This is a genomic window from Nocardia aurea, assembly GCF_003123685.1.
Taxonomy (GTDB): Bacteria; Actinomycetota; Actinomycetes; order Mycobacteriales; family Mycobacteriaceae; genus Nocardia; species Nocardia aurea.
The window spans coordinates 148,342-175,088 of record NZ_QCYJ01000116.1; the positions used below are offsets into that span (position 1 = coordinate 148,342).

Sequence of the window (26,747 nt, forward strand, 5' to 3'; positions counted from 1 at the left end):
ATCAGATGTCACAGTATGAGATCGGTTGTCATGACGGTGTGAAGGTGATGCGCACCGAAATCGGATCCGTTTCCAGCGCCTTGGTCGCCCACGCCGTCGCGGGTTTGCTGAATCTGCCGCCCGCGAAGGTGCGAGCCCGGGCGACGACGTCGTCGTCGGGGACGAAGGCCGCGGTGCCGGTGCGCCAGATATCGCCGTGGCGCAGTCTGACCCGTGGATCGGCGGCGATATTGCGTGCCCAGCCCGCGCGCGGCCCGTGCTGGCAGATCACCCACGCGCCCTCGTCGTCGATCGAGACGGTGACCGGGACGCGGCGGGGCGCGCCGGTTTTCGCGCCGGTGGTCTCCAGTTCCGCGAGCAGTGCCGAGCGCACGCCGATCCGGTCGAGCAGTCGGACGGCGGGGTTGGCGAGGTAGCGGCCGATGAATCGTTCGCGCTTGAATTTACGCAGAGTCGTGGTGTCGCTCATGGGTTTTCCGATCGTCGGATCAGCGGAAGACGACGCAGGTGGTGGTGCCGTGCGCGACCAGGCGACCCTGCTCGTCGACGACGCGCCCCTCGGCGGTCGCGGTGGTCCGCCCCACGTGGATGGTGGTTCCGGTGGCGGTGAGGCGGCGGCCGTCGACGGGGGCGGAGCGGATGTAGTTCACCTTCAGTTCCAGTGTCGTGTAGCCGACGCCCGCGTCGAGGGTGGTGTGCACCGCGCAGCCCATCACCGAATCCAGCAGGGTCGCGCAGATGCCGCCGTGGGTCGTGCCGAGGGGATTGGCGAAATCGGGGCGGGTCTGAAGCGCGAACACGGCGCGACCGTGTTCGAGTTCGTCGACTTCCATGCCGAGCAGGTCGCCGATGTAGGGCGGACGGTCTTCCATCGCCATGGCGGTTCGCAGCATGTCGAGGCCGGACAGTGCGGAGTAGTCGATTCCGGTGGTCGTCATCAATCCCGTCCTTTCGATGAACCGATCGGTCCATATCTGTCATAATTGCAACATGGACCGATCGGTTCATGCAAGCCGTCGGCGTGGCGGGACCGAGATGGACACGACTGTGGAGGCGATATGGCTGGGCCGCGTGACCGGCTGATCGAGGGCGCGATCGAACTCGTGCGCGAACAGGGTGTGCACGGCGCGGGCCTGTCCGCGCTGCTCGACCGCAGCAGGACCTCGCGCAATTCGCTGTATCAGCACTTCCCCTCGGGGAAGGGCGAACTGGTCGAGGCGGCGACGAAGGTCGCGGGAGAGCGTATGGCCACCGTCATCGACAAGGTCACCGCGACGGGAACGCCGCGCCAGTGGCTCGCGGCGCTCGTCGACTGGTGGAAACGGGCGCTGGAATCCAGCGGCTATTCCGCGGGCTGCCCGGTCGTCGGCGCTGCGCTCGCCGAATCCGAGCCGGATGTGCAGGCCGCGGCGGGCGCGGCATTCGCGGACTGGACCGCGCGACTGGCTGTCGCGCTGACCGGGGCGGGCGTGCCGGGGGAGCGCGCCGATTCGCTCGCCGGATTCGTGATCAGCGCCCTGGAAGGGGCGATCGTCCAGTCCCGAGCCATGAAATCCACCCGACCGCTCGATGACGTGCTGGTCAATATCGGGCCCATGCTCGAAGCGCCACGCGCGGCCCATACACTGAGGCCGTGACGCAGACGACCGCCTCTGTCAATACCCAGTCTCTCGGTGAGCTCGATCCGGAGCTCGCCGCCGCGATGGCGGGTGAACTCGCGCGCGAGCGTGACACCCTGGAAATGATCGCTTCGGAGAATTTCGTGCCGCGTGCGGTGCTCCAGGCCCAGGGCAGCGTCCTGACCAACAAGTACGCCGAGGGTTACCCCGGTCGGCGCTACTACGGCGGCTGCGAGCACGTCGACGTGGTGGAGACCCTGGCCCGCGATCGTGCCAAGGAGTTGTTCGGCGCCGATTTCGCCAACGTGCAGCCGCATTCGGGTGCCCAGGCCAACGCCGCGGTGCTGATGGCGTTGATGAACCCGGGTGAGAAGCTGCTCGGTCTGGACTTGGCGCACGGTGGTCACCTGACCCACGGCATGCGGTTGAACTTCTCCGGCAAGCTCTACGAGGTCCATTCCTACGGGGTGAGCAAGGAAGATCACCGCGTCGACATGGACGAGGTGCGCAAGATCGCCCTCGAAGCGCGTCCGAAGGTGATCGTGGCGGGGTGGTCGGCGTATCCGCGGCACCAGGATTTCGCGGCGTTCCGCGAGATCGCCGACGAGGTCGGCGCGTACCTGTGGGTCGACATGGCGCATTTCGCCGGGCTGGTCGCCGCGGGTCTGCATCCCTCGCCCGTCCCGTACGCCGACGTGGTGTCCTCGACGGTGCACAAGACCCTGGGCGGTCCGCGTTCGGGTCTGATCCTGGCCAAGCAGGAATTCGCCAAGAAGCTCAACAGCTCGGTGTTCCCGGGTCAGCAGGGCGGCCCGCTCATGCACGCGATCGCGGCCAAGGCCGTGGCGTTCAAGATCGCCGCGGGCGAGGAGTTCCGGGACCGTCAGGCACGCACGCTGTCCGGGGCGAAGATCCTGGCCGAGCGTCTGACCGGCGCGGATGTGGCGGGTAAGGGCATCAGTGTGCTCACCGGCGGCACCGACGTGCACCTGGTGTTGGTGGATCTGCGCAATTCCCAGCTCGATGGTCAGCAGGGCGAGGATCTGCTGCACGAGGTCGGGATCACGGTCAACCGCAACGCTGTTCCGTTCGACCCGCGCCCGCCGATGGTGACCTCCGGGCTTCGTATCGGCACCGCCGCGCTGGCCACCCGTGGTTTCGGTGACGCCGAATTCACCGAGGTCGCCGACATCATCGGTACCGCGTTGGCCGGTGGCTCCGATACCGAGACCCTGCGCGGGCGGGTATCGAAACTGGCGCAGTCGGTTCCGCTGTACCAGGGCCTCGAGGACTGGCGCCTGCTCGGCTGAGCGTGCGCCCCTCGCTTCCCGCTCGATGATCGCCCGCACGGAAACCCGTGCGGGCGTTGTCGTTTCCGTGCGTTACGACGTTCTCGCTCGTGCTCGGACGATCGTCTCGTTCAGGTAGCGGGTGATGTCGGCGCCGGTAGCGGGCCGGATCATCAACGCGCGGTTGGCGGGTATCTCGCAATAGCGACCGTCCTCGGTGTCGATCCATCGGATTCGGCCGATGCGCTGCGCGTCACCGTTGCGTGGGCCGCGCAGCACCGTCGCCGTACCCCGTGTGGTCGAGGGCTGATGCCAGAAGCGGCGATAGCGTTCCTGCACCGCGCGCGCCGGATCGTTGTCGAACGGGTCCGGGCGATCGGTGGCGAGATCATCGAGCAGGTAGGTCTTCTCCAACGCGGTGCCCGGTGGCGGATCGGGCAGCGCCCTGATCAATTCGGCGGCGAGCTGGTCACCGCGACATCGCCGCAGCCGTACCTTGCCACCGTCGGCCGCCGGATTCTGGAAGGCGATCACCCCAGCCCCGGTCCGGGTCGCGCCCGCGACGCCGCGCATCTCGGCACCGTCGCGCCGATCGTCGACGCCGAACAGTTCCACGCGCCACTCCGGATGACTCAGGACCCGTAACGCCCGATGCAGGGGAACGTGATCGTCGCGGGCCAGTTCGGAGCGGAATTGCTCCTGGTATTCCTGGTATTCGCGCATTCCGGGGAAGCGGCTGGTGAATCGGAACGGGAACGGCAACCGATCCAGCCCGGTGCCGAACCAGGCCGCCGCGAACTGTTCGGCGGACAGCGTCCATTGCGACATCACTGGGCTCCGATCGCGGGCGGGACGGTCCGTTCCACTTCGCCGAGGAGTTCGGTGGCGTGTTCCTCACTGCGCAGATACCGCGGTGACCGATGCTCACCGTCCTCCTCCGGCCTGACGCGCGGAGTCATCATGCCCGCGTATCCCGCGCCACCGGGAACGACCGGCCGAGCCGGGAGCGCGGCCGGGGCAGCGGGCTGCGCCGACTGCGCCGCCGGTTGGGCGGGAACCGAAACACCGGGTCGCGGTTGCGCGCCCGAATTCGGTGCCGCGTTCGGATTGTGCGAGGCGGAGGTATCCGATCGGCCGGGTGCACCAGGTGCGGTCTCGCTCGGTGCGTTCGCCGTGAACTGCGGAGTGCCGGGGTTGAACGGCGTGTAGGTCGGCACACCGGCGGTGGAGCCGACGCCGGGCACGCTGCTGGAGAACGGGGTGTGCGAGACCGGTTGGGGGGAGAGGGGCTGCGGGGAGTAGGTCGGCGCTGCCGGAGGCGGTGGTGCGTATGTCGGTGGCGCCGAGGTCGGTGGTGCGTATGTCGGCGGAGTCGAGGTCGGTGGTGCGGATGTCAGCGGTGTGGCGGAGGGCGCTGCGGCGCTCACCGGCGCGGCCGTCTGAGGCGCCGCCGCAATCGGCGCGGCGGACTGGGGTGCCTGCGGCACCGGTGCTGCCGTCTGCGGTGGTGCCGAGGTCTGCGGGGCTGCGGTGTGCGCAGCCGCCGGTGAACCAGACCCGGGAGCTGTGCCGGACGTACCCGATTGGGCGGCCGCGCCCCCGGTCGAGGTGCTCGCGGCCGGCTTCTCACCCGCCGCCGATGTCTCCGCCTCACCGCCCCCGAATGCCGCCGAGACGTTGGTGCCTCCCGCAGTACCGGTGCCTGCGTGGCCTCCGCCACCTGCCGTGCCGGTACCTCCCGTCGTCCCCGTGTCACCCGTCGTACCCGCGTGGCCTCCGCCACCGGCTGCGCCGGTGCCGCCTGCCGTGCCTGTGTCGCCCGTCGTACCCGCGTGGCCTCCGCCACCCGCTGCGCCGGTGCCGCCCGCCGCGCCGGTATTGCCGGAACCGCTCGGTGTCGCGGCGTTGCCGTTGCCTCCGGCACTTCCGTTGCCCGAGCCACCGCTCGCCTGCTCGGCGCCGTTCCCCGTAGTGCCGACGCCGCCCGGCGTACCGGTACCTCCGGGGTCCCCCGGCGTGCCCGCCGAGCCCGAGTGCCCCTGTGTACCGGCAGCACTGGATTCGCCTGGACCGCCCGTGGTGCTGGAGTTTCCCGGTGCGCCGGCCGCACCAGAGTTGCCCGATGTTCCGGAGTCGCCCGGTGTGCCTGTCAGGCCGGAGATCTCTGACGTGCCTGTGGTGCTGAAGTTCCCCGGTGCGTCGGCCGCACCGGAGTTGCCGGATGTTCCGGAGTCGCCCGGTGTACCGGCCAGGCCGGAGATCTCTGACGTGCCCGTGGTGCTGGAGTGGCCCGGTGCGCCTGCCAGGCCGGGGATTCCCGGCGTGCCGTTGGTTCCGGAGTTGCCCGAAGTGCCGGCAGGGCTGGAGTCGCCCGGTGCACCCATCAGGGCGGAGATTCCAGACGTGCTCGAGTTGCCCGAGGCGTTTGCTCCACTGGAGCCAACGGGGACACCTGCTTCGCCGGAGTCACCTGGTGTACCGGCAGCACCGGAACCGCTCTGCTGACCTGAGTCGCTCGACGTGCCAGTGGTACCGACACCGGTGGATGTGCCCGCCGTGCCACCGTTTTCCGTCGAACCGACCGCGCCCGTGCCTGTCGCACCGAGACCGCCGACGCCGCTGTTTGCGGACGTGCCCGAGTGCCCCGGTGAACCGGTACCGCCCGTCCCGGTGGAGTCGCCCGGCGCACCACCACTCGAATCGTTCGGTCCGCTACCGGATCCGAACGCTCCGTTCGCGGTCCCGATACCGCCGCCGATCGGATCGACCACCGCGGGGAGCGACGGAATTTCCTGAGCGGCGGCGCCGTAGGGCTGGATGTAGTAGGCGACCATGTCGTCGCGGGCCTGTTCCTCGCCGGCATTGCGCGCCTCGGGAGCGGTGGAACCACCCGAGCTGTCACCTACTGCGGGAATCGCGGCTTTGAACCGAGCCGCCGCGTTTCCCGCTGCCTCGAGCGGAATCGTCTGCTGCCGCAGCGCTTCGCCGAATTCGCCGAGCCGGGCGACGTACCGGCGCAGTCCGCCGACGGCCGCGTCGGCGGCCGCGCCCTCCCACCGCTGGTCCACCGCTTTTCCCGCGGCCGATTCGAACTGTTGTGCCGCCCTGGTCACCGTCGCGGCGATGGTCGTCCAGGCGTCCACCGCCCCGACCAGGCCGTCCGGGTCCATCCGGTCGGCGGCCTGTTTGATCTCGGCGTGGGAAAAGCTCTGTGCGTTCTCGGGATTCGTGATCGCCCGGCCGTCGATCGGTCTCATGGCGGTTGTCCCTTCCGTCGATGCGGTCTGACGATATAGACGCACCCGCACCCGACTCGGTTCCATCGAAACACTGTTGATCCGCCCGCGCGGCGGAATCGATGGCCGGGGTGGCGGACTAAGGCGCGACGAGCTGGGGGTAATCACGCAACTCGATATCGTTGCTCGCGTCGTCGGAGTACTTCGACATCAGCCGCCACAGCGGTGATTCGAGGAATCGGTTGCGCAGTGCGATCCCGTAGCCGGTCTTCGGCGCGAGGAACCTGCCCGCGTTGCTGCGCCCGGCGATCTTGGCGTAGCGGCGCATGATCGCGTCGTAGTTCGCGAAGGCGACGGTGTGATCGTCGTGCAGCGCGAGTTCGCCCGCGATCACATACGCGCCGACCACGGCGAGCCCGGTTCCGAAGCCGCCGAGCGTATTCCCGTATCCGGAGTCGCCGACCAGCGCGACCCGGCCCCTGGTGTAGCCGGATTTCGCCATGTCGACGCGGCTGAGCGAGTCGAGGTAGAAATCGTCGAACGCCGCCATCTCCTCCAGCATGCGGGGCACCTGCCAGCCCAGGCCGGCGTAGGCCTCGGTGACGATGCGGCGCTGGGATGCCACGTCGTCTCGCGCGTAGTCGAGTTCGGGCGCGGTGAAGAGATAGAGCTGCTGGGCTTTCGGCCCCCCGCTGACGGCCAGTCGTCCCGGCGTGTTGTAGCCGTGGGCGGTCGCCCGTTCGCGAGAACCCGCGGCGGTCGTGCTCCACGGACTCGCGCCCGCCACGCAGTAGTAGTGGCCGAGATGCCGGACGAACTCTCGTTCCGGGCCGAAGGCGAGGCGGCGCACCCTGGAGTGGATGCCGTCCGCGCCGAAGACGAGGTCGAAGGTGCGTGCCGCGCCGCGTTCGAATTCCACGCGCACGCCGCCCTCGGTGTCGGTGAGTGCGGTGACGGTGTCGCCGAAGACGTATTCGCAGCGCGCCGCTGTCCGCTCGTACATGATCCGCGACAGATCGCCGCGCAGGATCTCCACATCGCCGCCGGTGAAATCCCCGGACATGAAGGCCAGGCGCTGACCGTGTTCGTCGACGAAGACGGTGTCGGTGGTGCCGGTGCGGCGGGCGTGGATCTCCTCCCAGATGCCCATTCGCTCGAGCACGGTCCGGTGCGTGGCGCCCTTGAAGTCGACCGCCTGGCCGCCCGGCCGTGGTGCGGGGGCGCGTTCGACGACGGTCACCGCGTAGCCGTAACGGTCGAGCCAGTAGGCCAGGGCCGGTCCGGCGATGCCCGCGCCGCAGATGAGGACGTTCTCGGTGTGCATGGGGTGCCTCCAGGAGGATAGAAATCTGTGTCCGATGGAATCTGTTTCCAGTGGACGCGGATTAGAGTATGGTAGACACAGTTTCGGAGTCAAGACATCCACGGAAAGGATTCGGATGGCGCAACCGAGCACCGTCGAACTGCTGTGGGGTACGCGGCAACGGCCGAAACGCGGGCCCAAACCGGCGCTCACGCTCGAGGGCATCGTCGCGGAGGCCGTCGCCATCGCCGATGCCGACGGGCTGGCCGAACTGTCCATGCAGCGCCTCGCGCGAGGGCTCGGCTTCACGAAGATGTCGCTGTACCGCTACGTTCCCGGTAAAGCGGAGTTGACAGCGCTGATGCTCGACTCGGCTTTGGGCGCGCCCCCCGATATCGCCGCCGTCGACCGGAATCCGGCCGACGAGCCGTGGCGCGTCGGCCTGCGCCGATGGTGCGAATCGCTCTACGAGCGCTTCCGCGCGCACCCGTGGGCCCTGGAACTCGCCGTCGGCGCGCGGCCCGTCGGTCCCAACGAGATGGCGTGGATGGAGGTCGCGCTGCTCGACCTCGCCGATTCCGGCCTGACCACCTCCGAACGCCTCGACACCATCGCCATGCTGGCCGGCCACGCGCGCGGTCTGGCGCAGCAGGTGCTGGCCGCGGGTCCGCAGGACTTCCAGGACAGCATCGCGGCGCAACTGGCCGAGATGCGCGAGGCGGCGGCCCAGCGCTATCCGGTGGCGAGCGCGGCCTTCGCGGAAGCGGGGGCCGCGGCGGGCGGCGACGGCGCGTTGAGCTTCGGCATCGACCGCATCCTCGACGGATTGGGCGTCCATATCGCGCGCCGCCGCGACGCGCGGCGGCCTATCGTCGGTGCATGACCGAAGAACTCGAATTGCAGCAGGACTCGATCACCACCGTGCGCGAATTCTTCGCCGCCCTGGAGATCGGGGCCGTCGGCGAAGCGCTGGAACTGCTCGATCCCGAGATTGTGTGGAAGAACACCTCGCTGCCCGATGTGCGCGGTATCAAGCGGGTCGGCGGACTGTTGCGCGGGCTCGGCCGCGATCAGGTCGGGTTCGCCGCGGAGATCCATCACATCGCCGCCGACGGCGATATCGTCCTCACCGACCGCACCGACATCCTGATCTTCGGACCGGTGCGCATCGCGTTCTGGGTGACCGGCACGTTCGAACTGCGCGGCGGTCGAATCGTGCTCTGGCACGACCACTTCTCGTGGGAGAACTTCCTCCGAGGCACCGCTGTCGGGCTCTTCCGCGCGGTCCTCGGTCGCCGCTGATCGGTTGGCGCCGGGTCGGGTGGTGAGCCCGGCCCGCGCCGTTCAGGAACGCCCGGTGAGGTATTCCAGGTAGAACGGGCGCAGCATGTCGGCGATATCGCCGTCACCGGCGTGGAAGTAGTCGTCGATCATCGGGACGACCCATTTGATGTCGGCTTCGCTCTCGCCGACATTGCCCGCCGCCGCCTCCGCGGCCGGGATCGAGGTGAGCAGACGCCAGAGGAACTTCACATCCCCGTGGCGTACCGCCAGTTTCACCGCGCGGTCGTGCAATTCCTTGGACGACAGCTTCTCGAGTTCCTCGTGATCGGACATGACTTCGACTCTAACGGGCCATGCTGACCTGCGGCTACGACCGGCGTGCCGATGCCCGTTAACGGGATCTTCACCGACATGCCTACCGCTCCGGGAGCGGAGAACGGGTAGTCGGCGGTAGCGTCGATGATGCGGGCCGCGTCGTTGTGGTTCGTACGGGAGGTCCTGACCGTGACTGAGCTACTCAGTGCGAGGGGGCCGGCACCCGGCCCTCGTGGGTTCTGACGCAAGTCGACCCATCAGGACGGACCGGTCCAGCGAGATCGTCCGCGCGGGTGCCGCACGGACAAACAAGGAGCCCACCGTGACTGCTGCACGCTCCGTTTCCGCTCCCTCGGCGACCTCCCGTAAAACCGGGAAAGGCGCCGCTGTCACTTCTGATCCCAAGGGAGTAAGCCCCTCGCTCTCCACTTCGTCCGGTGCCAAGACGTTCGTCATCGACACCTCGGTCCTGCTCTCCGATCCCTGGGCCTACACCCGGTTCGGCGAGCACGACGTCGTGTTACCGCTGGTCGTCATCAGCGAACTCGAAGGCAAACGCCACCACCACGAACTGGGCTGGTTCGCGCGGGAAGCCCTGCGCAACCTGGACGATCTGCGTGTGCAGAACGGCAGGCTGGACCAGCAGGTGCCGATCGGCACCGAGGGCGGAACACTGCAGGTGGAACTCAATCACACCGACCCCGCGGTCCTTCCGGTCGGCTTCCGCACCGACACCAACGACTCTCGCATTCTGGCCTGTGCGCTCAATCTCGCGGCGGAGGGCCGCGAAGTCGTCATGGTGTCCAAAGATATCCCGTTGCGCGTCAAGGCCAGTGCCGTCGGTTTGCGGGCCGACGAGTACCACGCCCAGGACGTGATCACCTCCGGTTGGTCCGGAATGGTCGAAATCGACGTCGCCACCGCGCAGGTCGACCAGATCTATTCCGAATCGGTCATCGATCTGGACCAGGCGAGGGAACTGCCCTGCCACACCGGAATCCGGCTGCTCGGTTCCAGTTCCAGCGCGCTCGGCCGGGTGACCCCGGACAAACGCGTCCAATTGGTGCGCGAACGCGAGGCATTCGGCCTGCACGGCCGCTCCGCCGAACAGCGCATCGCCCTGGATCTGCTGCTGGACGAGAGCATCGGCATCGTCTCGCTCGGCGGCAAGGCCGGTACCGGCAAATCGGCGCTCGCGCTCACCGCGGGTCTGGAAGCGGTGCTCGAACGCCGTACCCAGCGCAAGGTGGTGGTCTTCCGCCCGCTCTACGCGGTCGGCGGCCAGGATCTGGGCTACCTGCCCGGCAGCGAGAGCGAGAAGATGGGCCCGTGGGCCCAGGCGGTCTTCGACACGCTGGACGGGCTGGCCTCCGCCGAGGTGATGGAGGAGGTGCTCAGCCGCGACATGCTCGAGGTGCTGCCGCTGACCCATATCCGCGGTCGGTCGCTGCACGATTCGTTCGTGATCGTGGACGAGGCGCAGTCGCTGGAACGCAATGTGCTGCTCACCGTGCTCAGCAGGTTGGGCACCGGGTCGCGGGTGGTGCTCACCCACGATGTCGCCCAGCGCGACAACCTGCGTGTCGGCAGGCACGACGGCGTCGCCGCGGTGATCGAGAAGCTGAAGGGACATCCCCTTTTCGCCCACATCACCCTCACCCGCAGTGAGCGGTCGCCGATCGCGGCGTTGGTCACCGAGATGCTGGAGGAATACGGTCCGAACGCCTGACGGGCAAACGCCCAGGGTGTGTTTCATCTCACAAATGAGTGGGTAGTCACCGCTCGATAGCTGTTCGGCAACGACCCGGCGCATCGGTAATGGTTCGCCGGGTCGTTGCCGTACTTCGTCCTAGGCTGCGCGGGGCGCACCGCGTGAGGAGCGCCCCGGCAAGCCACGGAAAGCCAATTCGAGAGGATGGACATGCACCACTTCGCTCGACGAACGGCTGGATACACCACGGCGCTCATGGCCGCGGCACTGCTGCTGACCACGGGATGCGGCGATGACGACGACGATTCCAATTCCGCGGCGAGCACCACGGCGCCCGCGGCCGCGACGACCACGACCGTGCGCGCCACCACTACGTCATCGGAGATCTCCGAGACCGCGCGCAGCGCCGAATCCGCGACCGCGACGACGGGGCCCGACTCCACCGGCGAGTCGACGGAGCAGACCAAGATCCCGACCCAGGGCGGGACCGAGGTCACCGTCTCCGGCGACATCTACGAGAAATATGTCGCCGCGGGCGGCCCGACCGGCCCGCTCGGCGCGCCGATGCAAGCGCAGGAGAACGGCCCCGACGACGGCGAATACCAGGATTTCGTGGGCGGCACGATCTACGAGGCGAACGAAGGCGACCCGCACATCGTCTGGGGCGAGATCCGCACGGCGTGGGAGGGCACCGGCGGCGCGAACGGCACGCTCGGCTATCCCACCAGCGACGAGACCGATATCCCCGGCGGCAAGCAGTCGACCTTCACCGGAGGCACCATCACCTGGGTGGACGGCCAGATCACCGTCACGCCGAAGTAGGCGGCCGGAATCCGCGGCTCGGTGATGCGATGGAGGCGGCGTCCGGCATCATGTGACATCATCTCCGTGGTTTCGGACGTCGTCCGGCAATGCCGTCGTATATCCCCGCGTCGCGGGCACAGCAGCTAGGTTGTGATGGTGCAAAATCTCTTGACCGATCGTGAGCTGCTCGATTCGCTCGCCCTCGAGGTGGAACTGAATCTGCGGCGCCACATCGAGGTGGCCGACGGATGGCAGCCGCACGACTACGTGCCGTTCAGCGAGGGCCAGAACTTCCGCTTCCTCGGCGGAACCGATTGGGAGCCGGGGCAATCCGAGCTCAGCGAGGTCGCCAAGCTGGCCTTGACGGTGAGCGTCCTGATAGCCGACAACCTGCCCTCCTACCATCGTGAGATCGGTAAGTACCTGCGCACCGGCGCGTGGTGGCGCTGGGTCGGCCGCTGGACGGCCGAGGAGAACCGGCACGAGATCATGATCCGCAACTACCTCATGGTCACCAGGTCGGTCGATCCGGTGCAGCTGGAGCGGTCGCGGATGGAACATATGACCAAGGGCTTCCGCAGGCCCTCTCTGCATCTGCTCGACGTGCTCGCCACCTGCGCGTTGGAGGAGACGGCGTCGGCGGTCCGGCATCGCAATATCGCCGCGCTCGGCGAGAACGAGATCGTCACCGCCATGGCGGACCGCATCGCGCTCGACGACGAATTGCAGGCGAGGTTCTTCGCCGATCTCGTCGCCGCGGGATTCGATATCGCCCCCGATCAGACCATGCGCGCCGTCGCCGACAGCGTGGCCGCGTTCAAGGTTCCGTCGGTGACCCTGCCCGACGGACGCAGCAGCGACGAACTGCTGGCCGAGGCCGGTGTCTACGATCCGGCGCAGGAACCGACGCTGGTCTTCGCGCCGCTGCTGGCGCGGTGGAATGTCTTCGAGCGCACCGATCTCGGCGCCGAGGGCGAGCAGGCCCGCACCGAAATCGCGCATCTGCGCGGCTGATTCACCCCGCCGGTCGGTGCGCTCGCCGAGCGCACCGACCGAAGCGGTCACTTCCCGTTCTGGACCTTCGCCATCGACAGCACGTCCAGACGCCGATCGAGTTCCTCCAGGGAGAGACCGTCGCCGATGAGACCGCGGTCGATCACGGTCTGGCGAATCGTCTTCTTCTGCTTCAGCGCCTCTTTCGCCACCGCCGCGGCCTCCTCGTAGCCGATCGCCGAATTCAGCGGCGTCACGATCGACGGTGAGGATTCGGCCAGGGTGCGCAGATGGTCCTCGTTCGCCACCAGACCCCTGACGCACTTGTCGGCGAAGAGCCGGGAGACATTGGCCAGCAGGCGAATCGATTCCAGCAGGTTGCGCGCCATCACCGGAATGTAGACGTTCAGCTCGAACGCGCCGCTCGCGCCGGAGAACGCGACGGTCGCGTCGTTGCCGATCACCTGCGCCGCCACCTGCGTGACCGCCTCGGGAAGAACGGGATTCACCTTGCCGGGCATGATCGAGCTGCCGGGCTGGAGATCGGGCAACTGGAGTTCACCCAGGCCGGTGAGCGGGCCCGAACCCATCCAGCGGATGTCGTTGGCGATCTTGGTCAGGCTCACCGCGATGGTGCGCAGCGCCCCCGACGCCTCGACCAGGCCGTCCCTGGCGGCTTGGGCCTCGAAATGATCCTCGGCTTCGGAGAACGCGTCGATACCGGTGGAATGCCGCAGTTCCGCGACCACCTTCGCGCCGAACCCCTCCGGGGCGTTGAGTCCGGTGCCGACCGCGGTGCCGCCGATGGGCAACTCACCGAGTCGGGGCAGCGTCGCCATCGCGCGGTCGATGCCGAGCGCGATCTGACGGGTGTAACCGCCGAATTCCTGGCCGAGGGTGACCGGCACCGCGTCCATCAGGTGCGTGCGGCCCGATTTCACGACGGTGCGCCATTCGGTGGCCTTGTCCAGCAGCGCGAGCCGCAGATGCTCCAGCGCGGGAACCAGATCCTTGATGATCGCTTCGGTCGCGGCGAGATGGGTCGCGGTCGGGAAGGTGTCGTTGGAGGACTGCGACATGTTGACGTCGTCGTTGGGATGCACATCCACGCCGTTGGCCTTGGCGATCGATGCGATGACCTCGTTGGCGTTCATATTCGAGCTGGTGCCCGAACCGGTCTGGAAGACATCGATCGGGAACTGATCGTCGTGCGTGCCCTCGGCGATCTCGGTCGCGGCGGCGATGATGGCCTCGGCCTTGCCGGGATCGAGTAACCCCAGATCCCGGTTCACCTTCGCGCACGCGCCTTTCAGCAGTCCGAGCGCCCTGATCTGCGCCCGTTCCAGTCCGCGCCCGCTGATCGGGAAATTCTCTACGGCCCGCTGCGTCTGCGCCCGCCACAGGGCATGCACCGGAACCCGTACCTCGCCCATGGTGTCGTGTTCGATGCGGTACTGCGTCTCCTCGGTCATATTTCCGACCCTATGCCGACCGCGCGCCGTGTGGGGCTGCCACGCCTGAGGCGATGCGCACAGCGCGGAACGGGCGGCGGAGGCCCCGAATCCGAGGCCCCGAAACGCCTACCCGAACACCACGAAAAAGACGCGCAGCCAACGGCATACGCGTCTTCGTCGGACCTCGTGGATCAGGGCAGCGGCGGATCCGCGTCCTCGTCGCCGATGAAGTCCACGGCGGAGTACTCGCGGAGTTTGGTGAGACGGTGGTAGGCGTCGATCATGCGGACGGTGCCCGATTTGGAGCGCATGACGATCGACTGGGTGGAGGCGCCGCCACCGTAGTAGCGGACTCCGCGCAGCAGGTCACCGTCGGTGACGCCGGTCGCGCAGAAGAAGACGTTCTCACCCGCGACGAGATCCTCGGTGGTGAGCACACGGTCCAGATCGTGACCGGCGTCGATCGCCTTCCGGCGTTCCTCGTCGTCGGTCGGCGCTAGTTTGGCCTGTAGCGCTCCGCCCATACAGCGGATGGCGGCCGCGGCGATGATGCCCTCCGGGGTGCCGCCGATGCCGACCAGGATGTCGGTGCCCGAATCGGGCCGCGCGGCCGCGATCGCGCCCGCGACGTCACCGTCGGAGATCAGCCGGATCCGCGCGCCCGCGTCGCGGACCTCCTGGATCAGCTGCGCGTGGCGCGGACGATCGAGGATGCAGACGGTCAGATCCGATTTCAGCAGACTCTTCGCCTTGGCGACGCGCGCGATGTTCTCGGCGATCGGGGCGGAGATATCGATCACGTCGGCGGCATCGGGCCCGACCGCGATCTTGTGCATGTAGAACACCGCGGACGGGTCGAACATCGCACCGCGCTCGGCGACCGCGAGCACGGAGATCGCGCCGGGCGAACCCTTGGACATCAGCGTGGTGCCGTCGATCGGGTCGACCGCGAAATCCACCTCGGGGCCGGTGCCGTCGCCGACGATCTCGCCGTTGTACAGCATGGGCGCTTCGTCCTTCTCGCCCTCGCCGATCACGACGGTGCCGCGCATCGAGACCGAGTTGACCAGCTCGCGCATGGCGTCGACGGCGGCGCCGTCGCCGCCCTCCTTGTCGCCACGCCCGACCCAGCGGCCTGCCGCCATGGCGCCCGCCTCGGTCACCCGGACCAATTCGAGCGCGAGATTGCGATCAGGGGCCTCACGGCGGCTGGGTGCTGGCTTTGATGCCGTCATGGCGGGGTGCCTCCCTCGGTTGGTTTGTTCCGCACGATTGTCTCATTTCGCCCGGGCCCGACTTCGCACCAGATGGCAGGACGCGGGGGTGCGGGCGGGAGCGGCCCGCCGCCGAGTGGATAGACGCCGAGTGGATACTTGGACCGTGTCCTACCAAAAGCCACGCATCCTCCACGACTACAAGGATCTGTTCTTCTCGCTGATCCCGTTGGTGCTGATCGCCGTGGTCTTCGCCGGTCTGGCCAGTCAGTGCAGCTTCTCGGCGACCGGCCCGACCGAGGGGAAGATCCCGCATTTCGATGTGCAGGCCGCGCTGAATTCCGACGCGCGCACGCTGCCGTTCCCGATCAGGAACCCGGCCGTGCCCGCGGACTGGACGCCGAATTCGGGCAGTCGCGACACCATCACCGGCCCGGACGGCGGTCCGGTGAGCACCGTGGGATATATCACTCCGTCGGGGACGTATATGCAGCTCACCCAGAGCAGCGCCTCCGACGAGGTGCTCGCCCGCTCGATCCTCGGCTCCCGGTTCGCCAACGGCACCCAGCAGATCGGCAACCAGAAATGGACGGTGTTCGCCGAGCCGACCGAGGAGACGGCCTGGATCGCCGATTTCGGCCAGTCCAGGGTGTTGATCAAGGGCGCCGGTGACACCAGCGCGTTCACGACGTTGGCTCAGGCCGTCACGGCCGCCCCGCAACTGTCGCGCTGACGTTCTCCCACTCTCGCGTGCTCCGAGCCTCGATCAGCGATGGCCGACGACGTTGACGACCGTTCCGTCGGGATCACGCACGAAGAATCGCCGCACGCCCCAGGGTTCGTCGCGCAGCGCGTAGACGATATCCGCGCCCTTCGCGCTCGCCGCGGCGTGCACGGCGTCGACATCGTCGACCTCGACGCTGATATCGGGCTGGAACCGCTCGGCGCCCGGCCCGAGCAGCAGTATCTGGGCGGTCGGGTTGGTGGGCGAGGCCATGGTCACCGCCCAGCCCAGATCCATGGCCTCCTCGAAGCCGAGCAGGCGATAGAAATCGCGGCTGCGCGCCATGTCGTCGGTGCGGATATCGGGTGTCGCGCGACGAATGCCCATGTCTGCTCCTACGTCCGGTTCATACCTGTTCTTCGGCCTCGGAACGGGATATCGCGTCCTCGACGCGTTTGCGTGCGCCCGCCAGATGCTCCTCGCACCGGGTGGCGAGCGCTTCGCCGCGCTCCCACAGCGCCAGCGAATCGTCGAGGTCCATTCCGCCCTGTTCGAGCATCTTCACGACGTTGACCAATTCGTCGCGGGCGCGTTCGTAGCCGAAGCCGCGAATCTCGGCCAGCTCCGTCGGCTCGGCCTCGGCGTTGCCGGAATCGGTCACCGTCGTTCCTCCCTGTCGTCGTCGCGCTCGCGCGGACCCGCGCCGCTCGCCGCGCTCTTACCGAGTGCCTGTGACCCCAACGCCGCCGCGGTGACGGCGCCGTCGGCCACCCGCACACGCAACTGACTGCCCGCGGGCGCGTCATCGATACTGCGCACCACATGCCGTTCGCGGCCGGAAACCCGCTGCACCACAGCGTAGCCACGCGCCAGCGTCGCGGCCGGGCCGACCGCGGTGAGGTTCTCCCGCAGGTGCCGTGTCGTCGTGGACTCGGCGCCGATCAGATGGTCGACACAGCGCCGGGCGGCGATTCTGAGCCGTTCGACCTCCTCGGTGCGCCGGTCGATATCGCGGAGCGGATCGGCGAGCACCGGCCGCGACCGCAACTGCGCGAGCGCCGCGGTCTCGCGGTCGACCCAGCCGCGCAGCGCCGCCGTCGCGCGATCGCGCATATCGCGCACCCCGGCGAGTTCGGCCGCGGCGTCGGGCACGATCCGCTTCGCGGCGTCGGTGGGTGTGGCCGCGCGCATATCGGCGACCAGATCGCAGAGCGGATTATCCGGTTCGTGACCGATCGCGCTGACGATGGGCGTCGTCGCCGCCACGATCGCCCGGCACAGCGCCTCGTCGGAGAAGGGCAGCAGATCCTCCACGCTGCCGCCGCCACGGGCGAGCACGATGACGTCGACCGCGGGATCGCGATCGAGCGCGGCCAGCGCCTCCAGGATCTGCGGTACCGCGGTCGGACCCTGCACCGCGGTATTACGGATATCGAAAAGCACCGCGGGCCAACGATTCCTGGCCACCGTCAGCACATCGCGCTCGGCGGCGCTCGCCCTGCCGGTGATCAGCCCGACGGTGCCGGGCAGGAAGGGGACGGGCCGTTTCAGACGCGGATCGAACAACCCCTCGGCGGCCAGCAGTGCCTTGAGCCGCTCGATACGGGCGAGTAGTTCGCCGACGCCGACCGGACGTATCTCGATCACGCGCAGCGAGATCGTGCCGCGCCCGACGAAGAACGACAGTTTGCCGAAGACGACGACCCGGCTGCCCTCCTGGAGGGGCACCGGCGATCTACGGATCAGTTCCGGATCGCAGGTCACCGACAGCGACATGTCGGCGGAAGGATCGCGCAGGACGAGAAACGCGGTGCGGGTGCCCGGCCGCAGATTCATCTGGGTGATCTGACCCTCCACCCAGATACTGCCGAGCCGGTCGATCCACTGCGCGACCTTGAGCGCGACCGTGCGCACCGGCCACGGTTGTTCGGCGGAATTGGCTGGCGTCGCGGCGCCGGTCCGCGCCGCCGTGCCGTCCTGAGTCATGCCGCCAGATATACGCGTCGGGTCGGACACGAACGCAACGGGTCGGGCGATTCGGCCCGGCGGCCCCGCGGCGAGCGCTCGAAACCGACGCGCGGAGGTCGGCCGCGCGCGCTTCGTCGCTGTCGCGAGACCGGGGTCACTGGGCGCGGACGGTGGCGATCCGATTGGTCAGCATCGTGACGAACGGCGCCCTGTCCAGGGTGAGCTGTTCGTAGTCGAGCAACTCGGCGAGTTCCTCGACCGAGAGCATGCGCAGCCGGGCGCGCAATTGCGCCAGGGTCATATTCGCGTAGTCGTAGCGGGTCGCGACCTCGGGTGCGACGACCTCCGACGTTTCCGGATCGGCCTGTTCCCCGGCGTTGTCGACCGCCGTGTCGGTTGCCGTGGTGTCTGTCACCGTGGCGTCCGTCACCGGTGTATCCGTGACCGCGGAGTCGTCGCGCTCGTCGATGGTCGGGAGCGCGACCGGATGCCCGTTCGTCTCGCTCGCCACGGCGGGTTCGTCGGCGGTGTACAGATCGAAACGGCTGGTTCGCGCCGGATTGGCGAACGTCGGTTCCGAGGAAGGATCGGAGTCGAGATCCTCGTCGAAGGTTGCCCACTCCGGCTGTTCCTGCTCACCGCCGCCCAGACGGTCGAAAACCGCGTCGCCCTTGAGTGCGAGGCTGGTCACGAACTGCTGGATATGCATGGAGGTCTGGAGCAGCTGGCTGATGGCGGTGATCGGAAAGTTCACGGCCGCCGTGGGCAGCCTGCGAGTCTCTTCCAGGGCGTACACGGCGGCACCGGCGGCGACCCGGGCCAGGAACGGAGGTCGGAACATGGTTCTAGCCTGCCCGATACGCCCGACGATGCAAAGGGTGGGTGTCACAGACAGATTGTCGCGTGTCCCTCCACCCGGCTCGCAACCGCCCGACGCAAGTAAGCTGTCGTCATGTCTTCGGCCATCCCCTTGAACGTCGGAATCGCCCGCTCGGCCGGTACCGGAACCGCGCTCGCCGACGGCGAGAAACGAGTCCTACTCGCGGAGCCACGCGGCTACTGCGCGGGTGTCGACCGTGCGGTGGAGACGGTGGAGAAGGCCCTGGAGAAACACGGCGCCCCCATCTACGTGCGCAAGGAGATCGTGCACAACCGCCACGTGGTGGAGACCCTGCGTGAACGCGGTGTGATCTTCGTCGACGAGACCGACCAGGTGCCCGACGGGCAGGTCGTGGTCTTCTCGGCGCACGGGGTGTCGCCCGCGGTGCACGATTCGGCCGCGGCCAGGAATCTGCACACCATCGACGCGACATGTCCGCTGGTCACCAAGGTGCACCAGGAAGCCAAACGATTCGCCCGCGACGATTTCGACATCCTGCTGATCGGCCACGAGGGCCACGAGGAGGTCGAGGGCACCGCGGGGGAGGCTCCCGATCACGTCCAGCTCGTCGACGGCCCCGATGCCGTCGACAAGGTCACCGTGCGTGACGAGAACAAGGTGATCTGGCTGTCGCAGACCACCCTCAGCGTGGACGAGACCATGCAGACCGTGCAGCGGCTGCGCGAGCGGTTCCCGCTGTTGCAGGATCCGCCGAGCGACGACATCTGCTACGCGACGCAGAACCGTCAGGTCGCGGTGAAGGCGATGGCGCCCGAATGCGATCTGGTGATCGTCGTCGGTTCGCGCAACTCCTCCAATTCGGTGCGGCTGGTCGAGGTCGCGCTCGGCGCGGGCGCGAAGGCCTCGTACCTGGTCGACTACGCCCGCGAAGTGGATCCGGCCTGGCTGGCCGGGGTGCGGACGGTCGGCATCACCTCGGGCGCCTCGGTGCCGGAGATCCTCGTCCGCGGTGTGCTCGACATGCTGGAGGAGCACGGTTTCGCCGACGTGCAGTCGGTCACGACGGCCAACGAGACCCTGGTCTTCGCCCTGCCGCGAGAACTGCGCACCGCCCGCCACTGACGGACGGGCACGCGCTCAGAGGTTCTCCGGCTTCCGGCGTTCGTTGCGCTGCGACTCCCGGTCGCGATACCGGACATTGGGCTGCGGGTGCGGTGGCACCTCGCCTCGGGCGCGTCCGCCGCGCGGCGCCTCGCTCTCGGCGCGCGCGGGCATCGCGGCCGCGGGGCGGGCCGTCCGCCCCGTCACGGGCCGACCAGCCTCCCTCGGACGGCCTTTGGTCGCGACCCGGGGCGGAGTTTCCGCCACCTCCGCGCTCGGACGCCTGCCGCCGGGGCGTGGCGGTTCGTACTTGTCGGTCTTCTGATCGCTGATATCGACGATGGGCTCGGGATCGGGCCGTTTGGGACGTCGTTTGGCGGCCTCGGGCGGCGTCGCCTTCGTGGCCTTCGCGGGCCGCGCGTTCTTGGCTGAGGCTTTCGATTTGGCGGATTTGGCCGGGCTCGTGGATTTCGCCGGGCGGGCGCGGTCGGCCGAGCCGCTGCGTCCCCAACTCGACCCGCGCCGCGGCTCGTCGCCGCGTTCCTCGGCTTCGGCGCGCCGATGCAGGTAGATGCGCAGGCCACCGATCGCCAGGCTCAGCGCGGTGGCGAGGAACATCGTCGGGAACCGTTCCACCAACGGGATCGCGAGGTTGAGCAGGATGTCCTTGATACCGCTCGAGTTACTGCCGGTCAGCTGTTGGTACGACAGCGGAACCGCCAGGAACAGCAGCAACGGCGGCAACACCATCGCGGTGAACAGGCCGCGATAGCGCACCGCGAGAACCGCGGCGACGCAGCCCGCGACATACAGCGCCGCGAAGGTGCCGGTCAGTTCCCCGGTGTTGCCGTTTGCATCGATCAGGAACCCCAGAAACGTGCACGCCACCGCAATCAGGATCGCCGCACCGGCCGGGATACCCGGCACCGACGGCAAGATCGAACGTTGCGGCGCGGGCACCCGGGATCGCACACGTTGGGAAGCAGCCACGCTGAGAACACTAACCGCCGTGGCGCGTGTCGGCGTTACGGCACGGCCAGCGGCACCGTCGTCGATCGATCGGCGCGATGGTCGTCGCCGGTCGACGGACGCGGGAGGCGGGTGGTCGAGCGGTGCGCGCACCACTATTCCTCCGCGTCGGCGAAGGCCGCCGCCCTCGGCATCGATTCCAGTTTGCCGATCTCGGGAATCGGCTGCTCAGCGATTTCCAGGTCGTGCAATTTCCTGGCCGTCACCATGACACGAGATTCTACCGACGCGACGGTGTAGTTGAACGCCTCGACCGCCTTGCCGAGTTGCGATCCGAGCCGATCCAGGTGTTTACCGGTCATTCCGAGCCTGGTGTAAAGCTCTCTTCCCAATTGCTGGATGGTCGCGGCATCGCGCGACAGCGCTTCCTGCCGCCAGCTGAAGGCCACCGTGCGCAACAGCGCGATCAGGGTGGTCGGGGTCGCGAGGATCACGTTGCGACCGAAGGCGTGCTCGAGCAATCCGAAGTCGGCGGTGAGCGCGGCATCGAGGAACGGATCACCCGGGATGAAGAGCACGACGAATTCCGGGGCCGGATCGAAGGCGGCCCAGTAGGCCTTGGCCGCCAGTTTGTCGACGTGCACCCGCAGGTGTTTCGCGTGCCGGGCCAGCAGGTCGGCGCGCAGGTCAGGATCATCGGCCGCGCACGCGTCGAGATATGCCTCGAACGGCACCTTGGCATCGACCACGATGCTGCGACCTCCCGCCAGATGGACCACGAGATCGGGGCGCACCGTCGCGGTCCGGTCGCTGTCACCGTCGTCGCGGGTGGCCCGGCTGACCTGGGTGGAGAAATCGCAATGCCTGGTCATACCAGCCAGTTCGACGACCCGTTCCAATTGGATCTCGCCCCAGCGCCCGCGCACCTGTGGTGCCCGCAGCGCGGCGACCAGCTGATTCGTCTGCCCGGCCAGCTGATGCGAGGTGCGCTGCATACCCGCGACCTGTTCGCGCAGACCGGAATACGCGTCGACGCGCTGGTGCTCGACCTGCTGGATGTGGCGTTCGAGCGCCCCCACCGCCTCGCGCAACGGGTCGACCATCGCGCCGATCGCGTGCGAATGCCTGCGCGCGGCGTCTTCGTTCGCCGCGGTGAGGGAGTGGCGTAGCAGCCGTTCGTTCTCGCCCGCGGCCTCCAGTCGCGCTTCGGCGGCGACCGCCCTCCTGCCCGCCCGCGCGGAATGACCGAGCCAGCCGAGTCCCACTCCGGCGGCGAATACCAGCATCAGTGCGACGAGCATCGGTGCGGTCATAGCGCAGATAGTGCCGTACATCACCGACAGGAATCAAAGCCGACCGGCTACCGATCGGCGACGCGTGCGCAAATCCTCGGCGCCACGGTGGAATCCACGTCGGGGCGAGAAAGGAAACACCGCCGAACACGCCGGTCCGAACGCGGCAAATCCGACACCCGGGTCGGGGCGATTGAATTCTGTCGGTGGGTACGCCTACGGTTTCGCCCCATGCGGATGCTGCACACCTCGGACTGGCACATCGGGCGTACCTTCCACGGCGTCGATCTGTTATCCGACCAGGAGCGCGCGTTGGGCGCGGTCGCGGAGCTGGTCACCGAGGAGTCCGTCGACGTCGTGCTGATCCCCGGCGATATCTACGACCGCTCGATTCCGAGCGCGGACGCGATCGCGGTGTGCAACCGGGGATTCGAGGCGATCCGTGCCGCGGGCGCCACGATCGTGGCCACCTCGGGCAATCACGATTCGCCGACACGTCTCGGCGCGGGCGCCAGTTTCGCCGCCGCGGGTGGCCTGCATCTGCGCACCACCGTGGCCCAGGCCGATCGGCCGGTCCTGCTCGCCGACGAGCACGGCGACATCGCGATGTACGGCATCCCCTACCTCGAACCCGAGATCACTCGCGCCGAACTCGGTGTGCCGCAAGCGCGTTCGCACGCCGACATTCTGGACGCGGCGATGGCCAGGATCCGCGCCGACCTCACGCGACGTGGCGATATCCGTTCGGTGATCCTCGCGCACGCCTTCGTCGTCGGCGGCGCGGCGACCGGGTCGGAGCGGTCCATCTCGGTCGGCGGTGTCGAGACGGTTCCGCTCTCGGCGTTCGCCGGGATCGATTACGTCGCCCTGGGCCATCTGCATTCGCCGCAGACCCTGTCGGAATCGGTGCGCTATTCGGGTTCGCCGTTGCCGTACTCCTTCGCGGAGAACTCACATCGCAAAGCGGTGTGGATCATCGATCTGGACGAGTCGGGGTTGCGGGAGGTCCGGCGTCGCGACCTTCCCCCGGTGCGCGGCCTGAGCAGGCTCACCGGCACACTCGACGAACTGTTGGACGACCCGGCACATGCCGAGGCACAGGAACATTACGTCTCGGCGACCCTCACCGACACCGCCCGCCCGGTCGATCCGCTGCGTAAGCTGCGCGAACGGTTTCCGCACGTGGTGCACGTCGAATGGGCGCGCCCGGAAGGCAATCCGGAACTGCGCTACCGCGAGCGCGTGCGCGGCAGGCGCGATACCGAGGTGGCGCAGAGTTTCCTCACCGATGTGCGCGGCGCGCCGAGCGCGGGCGAGATGGCCTGGCTGGAAAAGGCGCTCGCCGCGGCGGTCGCCGAACCCGACCGGCAGCCCGCACCGCTGCCGCTCGCCGGGGAACTCACCGCGTGAGGCTGCACCGGTTGGAGATGACCGCGTTCGGCCCGTTCGCCGAGCCGACCGTCATCGACTTCGACACACTGGGATCCGACGGACTCTTCCTGCTACACGGGCAGACCGGCGCGGGAAAGACCACCGTGCTGGACGCGATCGCGTTCGCCCTGTACGGCAGCGTGCCGGGGGCGCGCGGGGAGAGCAAACGCCTGCATTCCGATCACGCCGACGAGCAGACACCGCCACGGGTGGTGCTGGAGGCCGTGATCGGCGGCAGGCGGCTGCGGCTGACGCGGTCACCGGAATTCGTGCGGCCGAGTAAACGGGCCAAGGGCGGCTTGGTGAAGGAGAACCCCACCGCGACACTGGAATGGCTCGACGGTCCCGGCGTCAACCTGTCCCGGCTCACCGACATCGGCAACGAGGTCATCCGCCTGCTCGGCATGAGCGCCGACCAGTTCTTCCAGGTCGTCCTGCTGCCGCAGGGGGATTTCGCGCGATTCCTGCGGGCGCACAACGAGGATCGCGAGAAACTGCTCGAAAAGCTCTTCGACACCGAACGTTTCGGCACCGCCGAGCAGTGGCTCGCCGAGAAGCGCCGCGCCTCCGAGGCCGAGATGAGACGGCGGACCGATTCCATCCGGCGTCTGATCGACAATGTGGCGATGGCGGCGGGGCGCAATGTCACCGAGGTCGTCGAACCACACGAGGCGGTCACCTGGTCGCAGGATCTGCTGGCCGCCGCGAGAGCCGATCTGACGACCGCCACCGCGGAATCGGAACGGTGTCAGCGGGATTCGGCGCGGATTCGGTCCGAAGCCGAGGAACAGCGTCGCCTCGACGAATTGCGCCGTCGGAGGGGAGCCGCCCGCGCTACCCTGGACGGTTACCTCGCCGGGGCGGACCATCGCGCGGCACTGCGCGCCGAATTGGAGTCCGCCCGTCGCGCCCAGCCGGTCACCGAAGCGATCGATGAGGCGAGAGCCGTGGTCGTGACCGCCCGAAAGCACGAGAAACGGCGGCACGAGGCCGAGGACGCGCTGGTCACCGCGCTGATGGACCCCGCGGCCGCCGATCTCGGTCGGGCCGAACTGCTCACGACGCCGTCCGCCGATGCGGTGAGCGATGCGGACGACCGTGAGAACTCGCGGGCAGAGCCCGGTGATCGGCAGCCGGGAACCCCGACCGGGCGGGGCACGACGGTGCGTCCCGACGCCGATATCGATGCGGCGATCCGGCGCTGGAGCGCGCAGACCGGAGCATTGGACGAGGTGCGCGGCGACGTGGACATCGCGACGGCCCTGAAAAGGGAATTGACCGAATTGCGCGGCGAGGAGACCGCGCTCGCGGCCCGCATCACCACGGTGAACCGCCGTCGCGAGGAACTTCCCGCGGCGATCGCCGCCGCGGAAGCGCGTTCGCGCGAGGCCGCCACCGCCGCGGCCACCCTGCCCGCGGTGCGTACCGAACTCGAACGATTGCAGACGGCGGTGTCGGCCGCGGTCGAATTGGCCACCCGCCGAACAGCGCTCGACCACGCCCGGATCGAATTCGAATCCGCCAGGTCCGAGCACAACGACGCCAAGGAACGGGTGCTCGACCTGCGTGAACGCCGCCTCGCCGGGATGGCGGCGGAATTGGCGGGTCAGCTCGTCGACGGGCAGCCGTGCGCGGTCTGCGGTTCCGAGGACCATCCGGACCCGGCGCGCCCGACCGCGCACGCGGTATCCAAGGAGTCCGAGGACGAGGCCGTCGCCGCCGAACGGGTCGCCGAGGACGCGCGCAATCGTGTGCAGACACAGATCACGGAGCTGGAAAGGGAGATCGAGAAATTCAAGGCGGCGGGCGGTGCCGCCGATCGGGTCGAACTCGCCGCAGCGCTGCGCGCCTGCACCGACCGCTACCGCGACGCCGAGGATATGGCCGAACTGGTCGACGGATTCGACGCCGAGCTGGCACGGCTGCGCGCCGACGAGACCGGCCTCCTGGACGAATTGCGCGCCGCGGACACCCGGCGCAGCACCGTGTCCACGCGGATCGCCGGTGCGGCCGCCCGTCACACCGAACTCACCGAACGGCTGCGGGCCGCCGCGGGTGCGGACCGGACCATCGATGATCGCCGTCGACGTATCGATGCCCTGATCGTCGCCGCCACGGCGCTGCGCGACGCCGTGGCAGCCGTCGCCAAGGCAGGCGAACAGGTGGTCGTCATGGCCGAGCGGGTCGAAAGTCTGGCTCGTGCGGCGGGATTCGCCATCGACCCGCAGGTGCGCGCAGATGCCGCCGGTGACGATGTCGCCGTACTGGCCGCGTACGCGAAGGTCGTCGCCACCGCATCGCGACCCCCGCGACGGCACGAGGAGATAGACGCCGAACTGCTCGACGCGGAGCACAGGAAAGGCAGCGCCGAGGCCGTCCTCGCCGAACCCGAGGTACAGGCGGCCGCGCTCACCGAACCCCGCGATCCGGCCGAACTGCAACGCCAGGTCGCGGAAGCCCAAACCCGCCTCAACGCGGCGGTCGCCGCCCACGCCGAGGCCACCCGCCGGGTGAATCTGCTCGAGGATCTGGGCGGACAGCTGTGGGTCGCGCTGGATCGGGTCGCACCGCTGCAACGCGCCCACGACGAACTAGCCGGTGTCGCCGATGTCGTGGCGGGACGCGGGGAGAACAACCGCCGCATGTCGCTGCGGTCCTATGTCCTCGCCGCCAGGCTGGAGGAAGTGGCGCTCTCGGGTTCGGTGCGATTGCGTCGAATGTCGGGCGGGCGTTACGAATTCGTGCATTCGGACCGGGAAGGACCGAACGGTCGGCGCGGCGGACTCGGCCTCGACATCCGCGACGACTACACCGGCGCGATCCGCCCCGCCAAAACGCTCTCCGGCGGCGAAACCTTCATGGCCTCGCTGTCGCTCGCCCTCGGACTCGCCGATACCGTCGCCGCCGAATCCGGCGGCCAGGTACTCGACACCCTCTTCATCGACGAGGGTTTCGGCGGCCTCGACGCCGACACCCTCGACGCCGTCATGGGCGTGCTCGACGAATTGCGCGCGGGCGGAAGAGTGGTCGGCCTGGTCAGCCACGTGGACGAAATGCGCCAGCGCATTCCCAGCCGCCTCCACGTCATCCGCGGCCGGAGCGGATCACGCCTCGAGACGACCGTTTCGTAGCGCGATCGCAGCCCCCCGCCCCGCGACTTCATCATCGAGCGTTCACGCGCTGGTCAGGGGTGTGCCCG

Annotated in this window: 25 protein-coding genes; 11 read left to right on the top strand and 14 right to left on the bottom strand. The window is 68.4% G+C overall.

The genetic code is table 11. The annotated features are described in order from the left end of the window. Nucleotides 1–28: 28 nt before the first annotated feature. Together DAT37_RS28140 and DAT37_RS28145 are read right to left on the bottom strand one after the other, a co-directional pair. Entirely contained in the window at nt 29–469 is a 441-nt protein-coding gene (locus DAT37_RS28140) for a nitroreductase family deazaflavin-dependent oxidoreductase (RefSeq protein ID WP_109527894.1), read from the bottom strand. Between the two features lie 19 nt (nt 470–488). After that, the gene (locus DAT37_RS28145; RefSeq protein WP_109527895.1) at nt 489–938 is read right to left on the bottom strand and encodes a PaaI family thioesterase; all 450 of its coding nucleotides are present in this window, start codon (nt 936–938) and stop codon (nt 489–491) included. A gap of 120 nt (nt 939–1,058) precedes the next feature. Here DAT37_RS28145 and DAT37_RS28150 point away from each other — a divergent pair, with 120 nt between their 5' ends. Both DAT37_RS28150 and glyA read left to right on the top strand, forming a co-directional pair. Continuing rightward, nucleotides 1,059–1,637: a TetR/AcrR family transcriptional regulator gene (locus tag DAT37_RS28150; protein WP_109527896.1), complete on the top strand. Its 579-nt coding sequence runs from the start codon at nt 1,059–1,061 to the stop codon at nt 1,635–1,637. After that, nucleotides 1,634–2,929 carry a serine hydroxymethyltransferase gene (gene glyA, locus DAT37_RS28155; protein ID WP_109527897.1) on the top strand — a complete coding sequence of 432 codons (1,296 nt, stop codon included), beginning with the start codon at nt 1,634–1,636 and terminating at the stop codon, nt 2,927–2,929. Before DAT37_RS28150 ends, glyA begins: the two co-directional genes overlap by 4 nt. Before the next feature lie 72 nt (nt 2,930–3,001). Here the strand turns inward: glyA and DAT37_RS28160 are convergent, their stop codons facing one another. The 3 genes from DAT37_RS28160 to DAT37_RS28170 form a co-directional block, all read right to left on the bottom strand. Next, nucleotides 3,002–3,736, bottom strand: coding sequence for an ESX secretion-associated protein EspG (locus tag DAT37_RS28160; RefSeq protein WP_109527898.1), 735 nt, complete (start codon nt 3,734–3,736; stop codon nt 3,002–3,004). Next, a complete protein-coding gene (locus DAT37_RS28165) occupies nt 3,736–6,165 on the bottom strand; it encodes a PPE domain-containing protein (protein WP_157978742.1) in 2,430 nt (809 codons plus the stop codon). The genes DAT37_RS28160 and DAT37_RS28165 overlap by 1 nt, the downstream gene beginning before the upstream one ends. 118 nt (nt 6,166–6,283) lie before the next feature. After that, nucleotides 6,284–7,468: an FAD-dependent monooxygenase gene (locus DAT37_RS28170; RefSeq protein ID WP_109527900.1), complete on the bottom strand. Its 1,185-nt coding sequence runs from the start codon at nt 7,466–7,468 to the stop codon at nt 6,284–6,286. Nucleotides 7,469–7,583: 115 nt separating this feature from the next. On the opposite strand from DAT37_RS28170, the gene DAT37_RS28175 reads away from it, so the two are divergent. Further along, nucleotides 7,584–8,330 carry a TetR/AcrR family transcriptional regulator gene (locus DAT37_RS28175; protein WP_109527901.1) on the top strand — a complete coding sequence of 249 codons (747 nt, stop codon included), beginning with the start codon at nt 7,584–7,586 and terminating at the stop codon, nt 8,328–8,330. Next, a complete protein-coding gene (locus tag DAT37_RS28180; protein ID WP_109527902.1) occupies nt 8,327–8,749 on the top strand; it encodes a limonene-1,2-epoxide hydrolase family protein in 423 nt (140 codons plus the stop codon). Before DAT37_RS28175 ends, DAT37_RS28180 begins: the two co-directional genes overlap by 4 nt. A gap of 42 nt (nt 8,750–8,791) precedes the next feature. Here DAT37_RS28180 and DAT37_RS28185 read toward each other — a convergent pair whose 3' ends face one another. Then, nucleotides 8,792–9,064, bottom strand: coding sequence for a hypothetical protein (locus tag DAT37_RS28185; protein ID WP_109527903.1), 273 nt, complete (start codon nt 9,062–9,064; stop codon nt 8,792–8,794). Nucleotides 9,065–9,368: 304 nt separating this feature from the next. On the opposite strand from DAT37_RS28185, the gene DAT37_RS28190 reads away from it, so the two are divergent. From DAT37_RS28190 to DAT37_RS28200, 3 genes are all read left to right on the top strand, one after another. Continuing rightward, nucleotides 9,369–10,775, top strand: coding sequence for a PhoH family protein (locus DAT37_RS28190; protein WP_109527904.1), 1,407 nt, complete (start codon nt 9,369–9,371; stop codon nt 10,773–10,775). 192 nt (nt 10,776–10,967) lie between these two features. Continuing rightward, the gene (locus DAT37_RS28195) at nt 10,968–11,579 is read left to right on the top strand and encodes an LGFP repeat-containing protein (RefSeq protein ID WP_109527963.1); all 612 of its coding nucleotides are present in this window, start codon (nt 10,968–10,970) and stop codon (nt 11,577–11,579) included. A gap of 135 nt (nt 11,580–11,714) precedes the next feature. Further along, complete coding sequence (locus tag DAT37_RS28200; protein WP_109527964.1) at nt 11,715–12,575, top strand: acyl-ACP desaturase; 861 nt, start codon at nt 11,715–11,717, stop codon at nt 12,573–12,575. Nucleotides 12,576–12,622: 47 nt separating this feature from the next. Here DAT37_RS28200 and DAT37_RS28205 read toward each other — a convergent pair whose 3' ends face one another. Together DAT37_RS28205 and glpX are read right to left on the bottom strand one after the other, a co-directional pair. After that, nucleotides 12,623–14,026: a class II fumarate hydratase gene (locus DAT37_RS28205; protein WP_109527905.1), complete on the bottom strand. Its 1,404-nt coding sequence runs from the start codon at nt 14,024–14,026 to the stop codon at nt 12,623–12,625. A 173-nt stretch (nt 14,027–14,199) separates the two neighbouring features. After that, nucleotides 14,200–15,243: a class II fructose-bisphosphatase gene (gene glpX, locus DAT37_RS28210; protein WP_109527906.1), complete on the bottom strand. Its 1,044-nt coding sequence runs from the start codon at nt 15,241–15,243 to the stop codon at nt 14,200–14,202. Nucleotides 15,244–15,388: 145 nt separating this feature from the next. On the opposite strand from glpX, the gene DAT37_RS28215 reads away from it, so the two are divergent. Further along, complete coding sequence (locus DAT37_RS28215) at nt 15,389–15,955, top strand: DUF4245 domain-containing protein (RefSeq protein WP_109527907.1); 567 nt, start codon at nt 15,389–15,391, stop codon at nt 15,953–15,955. 33 nt (nt 15,956–15,988) lie between these two features. On the opposite strand, the gene DAT37_RS28220 is transcribed toward DAT37_RS28215, so the two are convergent. From DAT37_RS28220 to DAT37_RS28235, 4 genes are all read right to left on the bottom strand, one after another. Then, nucleotides 15,989–16,333, bottom strand: a complete 345-nt coding sequence (locus DAT37_RS28220) for a VOC family protein (protein WP_109527908.1) — start codon at nt 16,331–16,333, stop codon at nt 15,989–15,991. A gap of 19 nt (nt 16,334–16,352) precedes the next feature. Next, on the bottom strand, nt 16,353–16,607 hold the full coding sequence (locus tag DAT37_RS28225; protein ID WP_109527909.1) for an exodeoxyribonuclease VII small subunit: 255 nt from the start codon (nt 16,605–16,607) through the stop codon (nt 16,353–16,355). Beyond that, nucleotides 16,604–17,932, bottom strand: a complete 1,329-nt coding sequence (xseA, locus tag DAT37_RS28230; RefSeq protein WP_109527910.1) for an exodeoxyribonuclease VII large subunit — start codon at nt 17,930–17,932, stop codon at nt 16,604–16,606. The genes DAT37_RS28225 and xseA overlap by 4 nt, the downstream gene beginning before the upstream one ends. A gap of 136 nt (nt 17,933–18,068) precedes the next feature. Then, on the bottom strand, nt 18,069–18,755 hold the full coding sequence (locus DAT37_RS28235) for a lipid droplet-associated protein (RefSeq protein ID WP_109527911.1): 687 nt from the start codon (nt 18,753–18,755) through the stop codon (nt 18,069–18,071). Between the two features lie 111 nt (nt 18,756–18,866). Between DAT37_RS28235 and DAT37_RS28240 the strand changes: the two genes are divergently transcribed. Next, complete coding sequence (locus tag DAT37_RS28240; protein ID WP_109527912.1) at nt 18,867–19,877, top strand: 4-hydroxy-3-methylbut-2-enyl diphosphate reductase; 1,011 nt, start codon at nt 18,867–18,869, stop codon at nt 19,875–19,877. 15 nt (nt 19,878–19,892) lie between these two features. Here DAT37_RS28240 and DAT37_RS28245 read toward each other — a convergent pair whose 3' ends face one another. Both DAT37_RS28245 and DAT37_RS28250 read right to left on the bottom strand, forming a co-directional pair. Further along, a complete protein-coding gene (locus DAT37_RS28245; protein ID WP_198654469.1) occupies nt 19,893–20,846 on the bottom strand; it encodes a DUF6542 domain-containing protein in 954 nt (317 codons plus the stop codon). Between the two features lie 134 nt (nt 20,847–20,980). Next, on the bottom strand, nt 20,981–22,138 hold the full coding sequence (locus DAT37_RS28250) for a DNA recombination protein RmuC (RefSeq protein WP_109527914.1): 1,158 nt from the start codon (nt 22,136–22,138) through the stop codon (nt 20,981–20,983). 210 nt (nt 22,139–22,348) lie between these two features. Here DAT37_RS28250 and DAT37_RS28255 point away from each other — a divergent pair, with 210 nt between their 5' ends. Together DAT37_RS28255 and DAT37_RS28260 are read left to right on the top strand one after the other, a co-directional pair. Next, the gene (locus tag DAT37_RS28255; RefSeq protein ID WP_109527915.1) at nt 22,349–23,527 is read left to right on the top strand and encodes an exonuclease SbcCD subunit D; all 1,179 of its coding nucleotides are present in this window, start codon (nt 22,349–22,351) and stop codon (nt 23,525–23,527) included. Further along, a complete protein-coding gene (locus DAT37_RS28260) occupies nt 23,524–26,679 on the top strand; it encodes an AAA family ATPase (RefSeq protein WP_109527916.1) in 3,156 nt (1,051 codons plus the stop codon). Before DAT37_RS28255 ends, DAT37_RS28260 begins: the two co-directional genes overlap by 4 nt. The last annotated feature ends 68 nt before the right edge of the window (nt 26,680–26,747 follow it).

Excerpts from the sequence above, each read along its gene's own strand:
- DAT37_RS28140 (WP_109527894.1), bottom strand. The coding sequence starts at position 469 with ATGAGCGACACCACGACTCTGCGTAAATTCAAGCGCGAACGATTCATC.
- DAT37_RS28145 (WP_109527895.1), bottom strand. The coding sequence starts at position 938 with ATGACGACCACCGGAATCGACTACTCCGCACTGTCCGGCCTCGACATG.
- DAT37_RS28150 (WP_109527896.1), top strand. The coding sequence starts at position 1,059 with ATGGCTGGGCCGCGTGACCGGCTGATCGAGGGCGCGATCGAACTCGTG.
- DAT37_RS28160 (WP_109527898.1), bottom strand. The coding sequence starts at position 3,736 with ATGTCGCAATGGACGCTGTCCGCCGAACAGTTCGCGGCGGCCTGGTTC.
- DAT37_RS28165 (WP_157978742.1), bottom strand. The coding sequence starts at position 6,165 with ATGAGACCGATCGACGGCCGGGCGATCACGAATCCCGAGAACGCACAG.
- DAT37_RS28170 (WP_109527900.1), bottom strand. The coding sequence starts at position 7,468 with ATGCACACCGAGAACGTCCTCATCTGCGGCGCGGGCATCGCCGGACCG.
- DAT37_RS28175 (WP_109527901.1), top strand. The coding sequence starts at position 7,584 with ATGGCGCAACCGAGCACCGTCGAACTGCTGTGGGGTACGCGGCAACGG.
- DAT37_RS28180 (WP_109527902.1), top strand. The coding sequence starts at position 8,327 with ATGACCGAAGAACTCGAATTGCAGCAGGACTCGATCACCACCGTGCGC.
- DAT37_RS28185 (WP_109527903.1), bottom strand. The coding sequence starts at position 9,064 with ATGTCCGATCACGAGGAACTCGAGAAGCTGTCGTCCAAGGAATTGCAC.
- DAT37_RS28195 (WP_109527963.1), top strand. The coding sequence starts at position 10,968 with ATGCACCACTTCGCTCGACGAACGGCTGGATACACCACGGCGCTCATG.
- DAT37_RS28200 (WP_109527964.1), top strand. The coding sequence starts at position 11,715 with ATGGTGCAAAATCTCTTGACCGATCGTGAGCTGCTCGATTCGCTCGCC.
- DAT37_RS28205 (WP_109527905.1), bottom strand. The coding sequence starts at position 14,026 with ATGACCGAGGAGACGCAGTACCGCATCGAACACGACACCATGGGCGAG.
- glpX (WP_109527906.1), bottom strand. The coding sequence starts at position 15,243 with ATGACGGCATCAAAGCCAGCACCCAGCCGCCGTGAGGCCCCTGATCGC.
- DAT37_RS28220 (WP_109527908.1), bottom strand. The coding sequence starts at position 16,333 with ATGGGCATTCGTCGCGCGACACCCGATATCCGCACCGACGACATGGCG.
- xseA (WP_109527910.1), bottom strand. The coding sequence starts at position 17,932 with ATGACTCAGGACGGCACGGCGGCGCGGACCGGCGCCGCGACGCCAGCC.
- DAT37_RS28235 (WP_109527911.1), bottom strand. The coding sequence starts at position 18,755 with ATGTTCCGACCTCCGTTCCTGGCCCGGGTCGCCGCCGGTGCCGCCGTG.
- DAT37_RS28240 (WP_109527912.1), top strand. The coding sequence starts at position 18,867 with ATGTCTTCGGCCATCCCCTTGAACGTCGGAATCGCCCGCTCGGCCGGT.
- DAT37_RS28250 (WP_109527914.1), bottom strand. The coding sequence starts at position 22,138 with ATGACCGCACCGATGCTCGTCGCACTGATGCTGGTATTCGCCGCCGGA.
- DAT37_RS28255 (WP_109527915.1), top strand. The coding sequence starts at position 22,349 with ATGCGGATGCTGCACACCTCGGACTGGCACATCGGGCGTACCTTCCAC.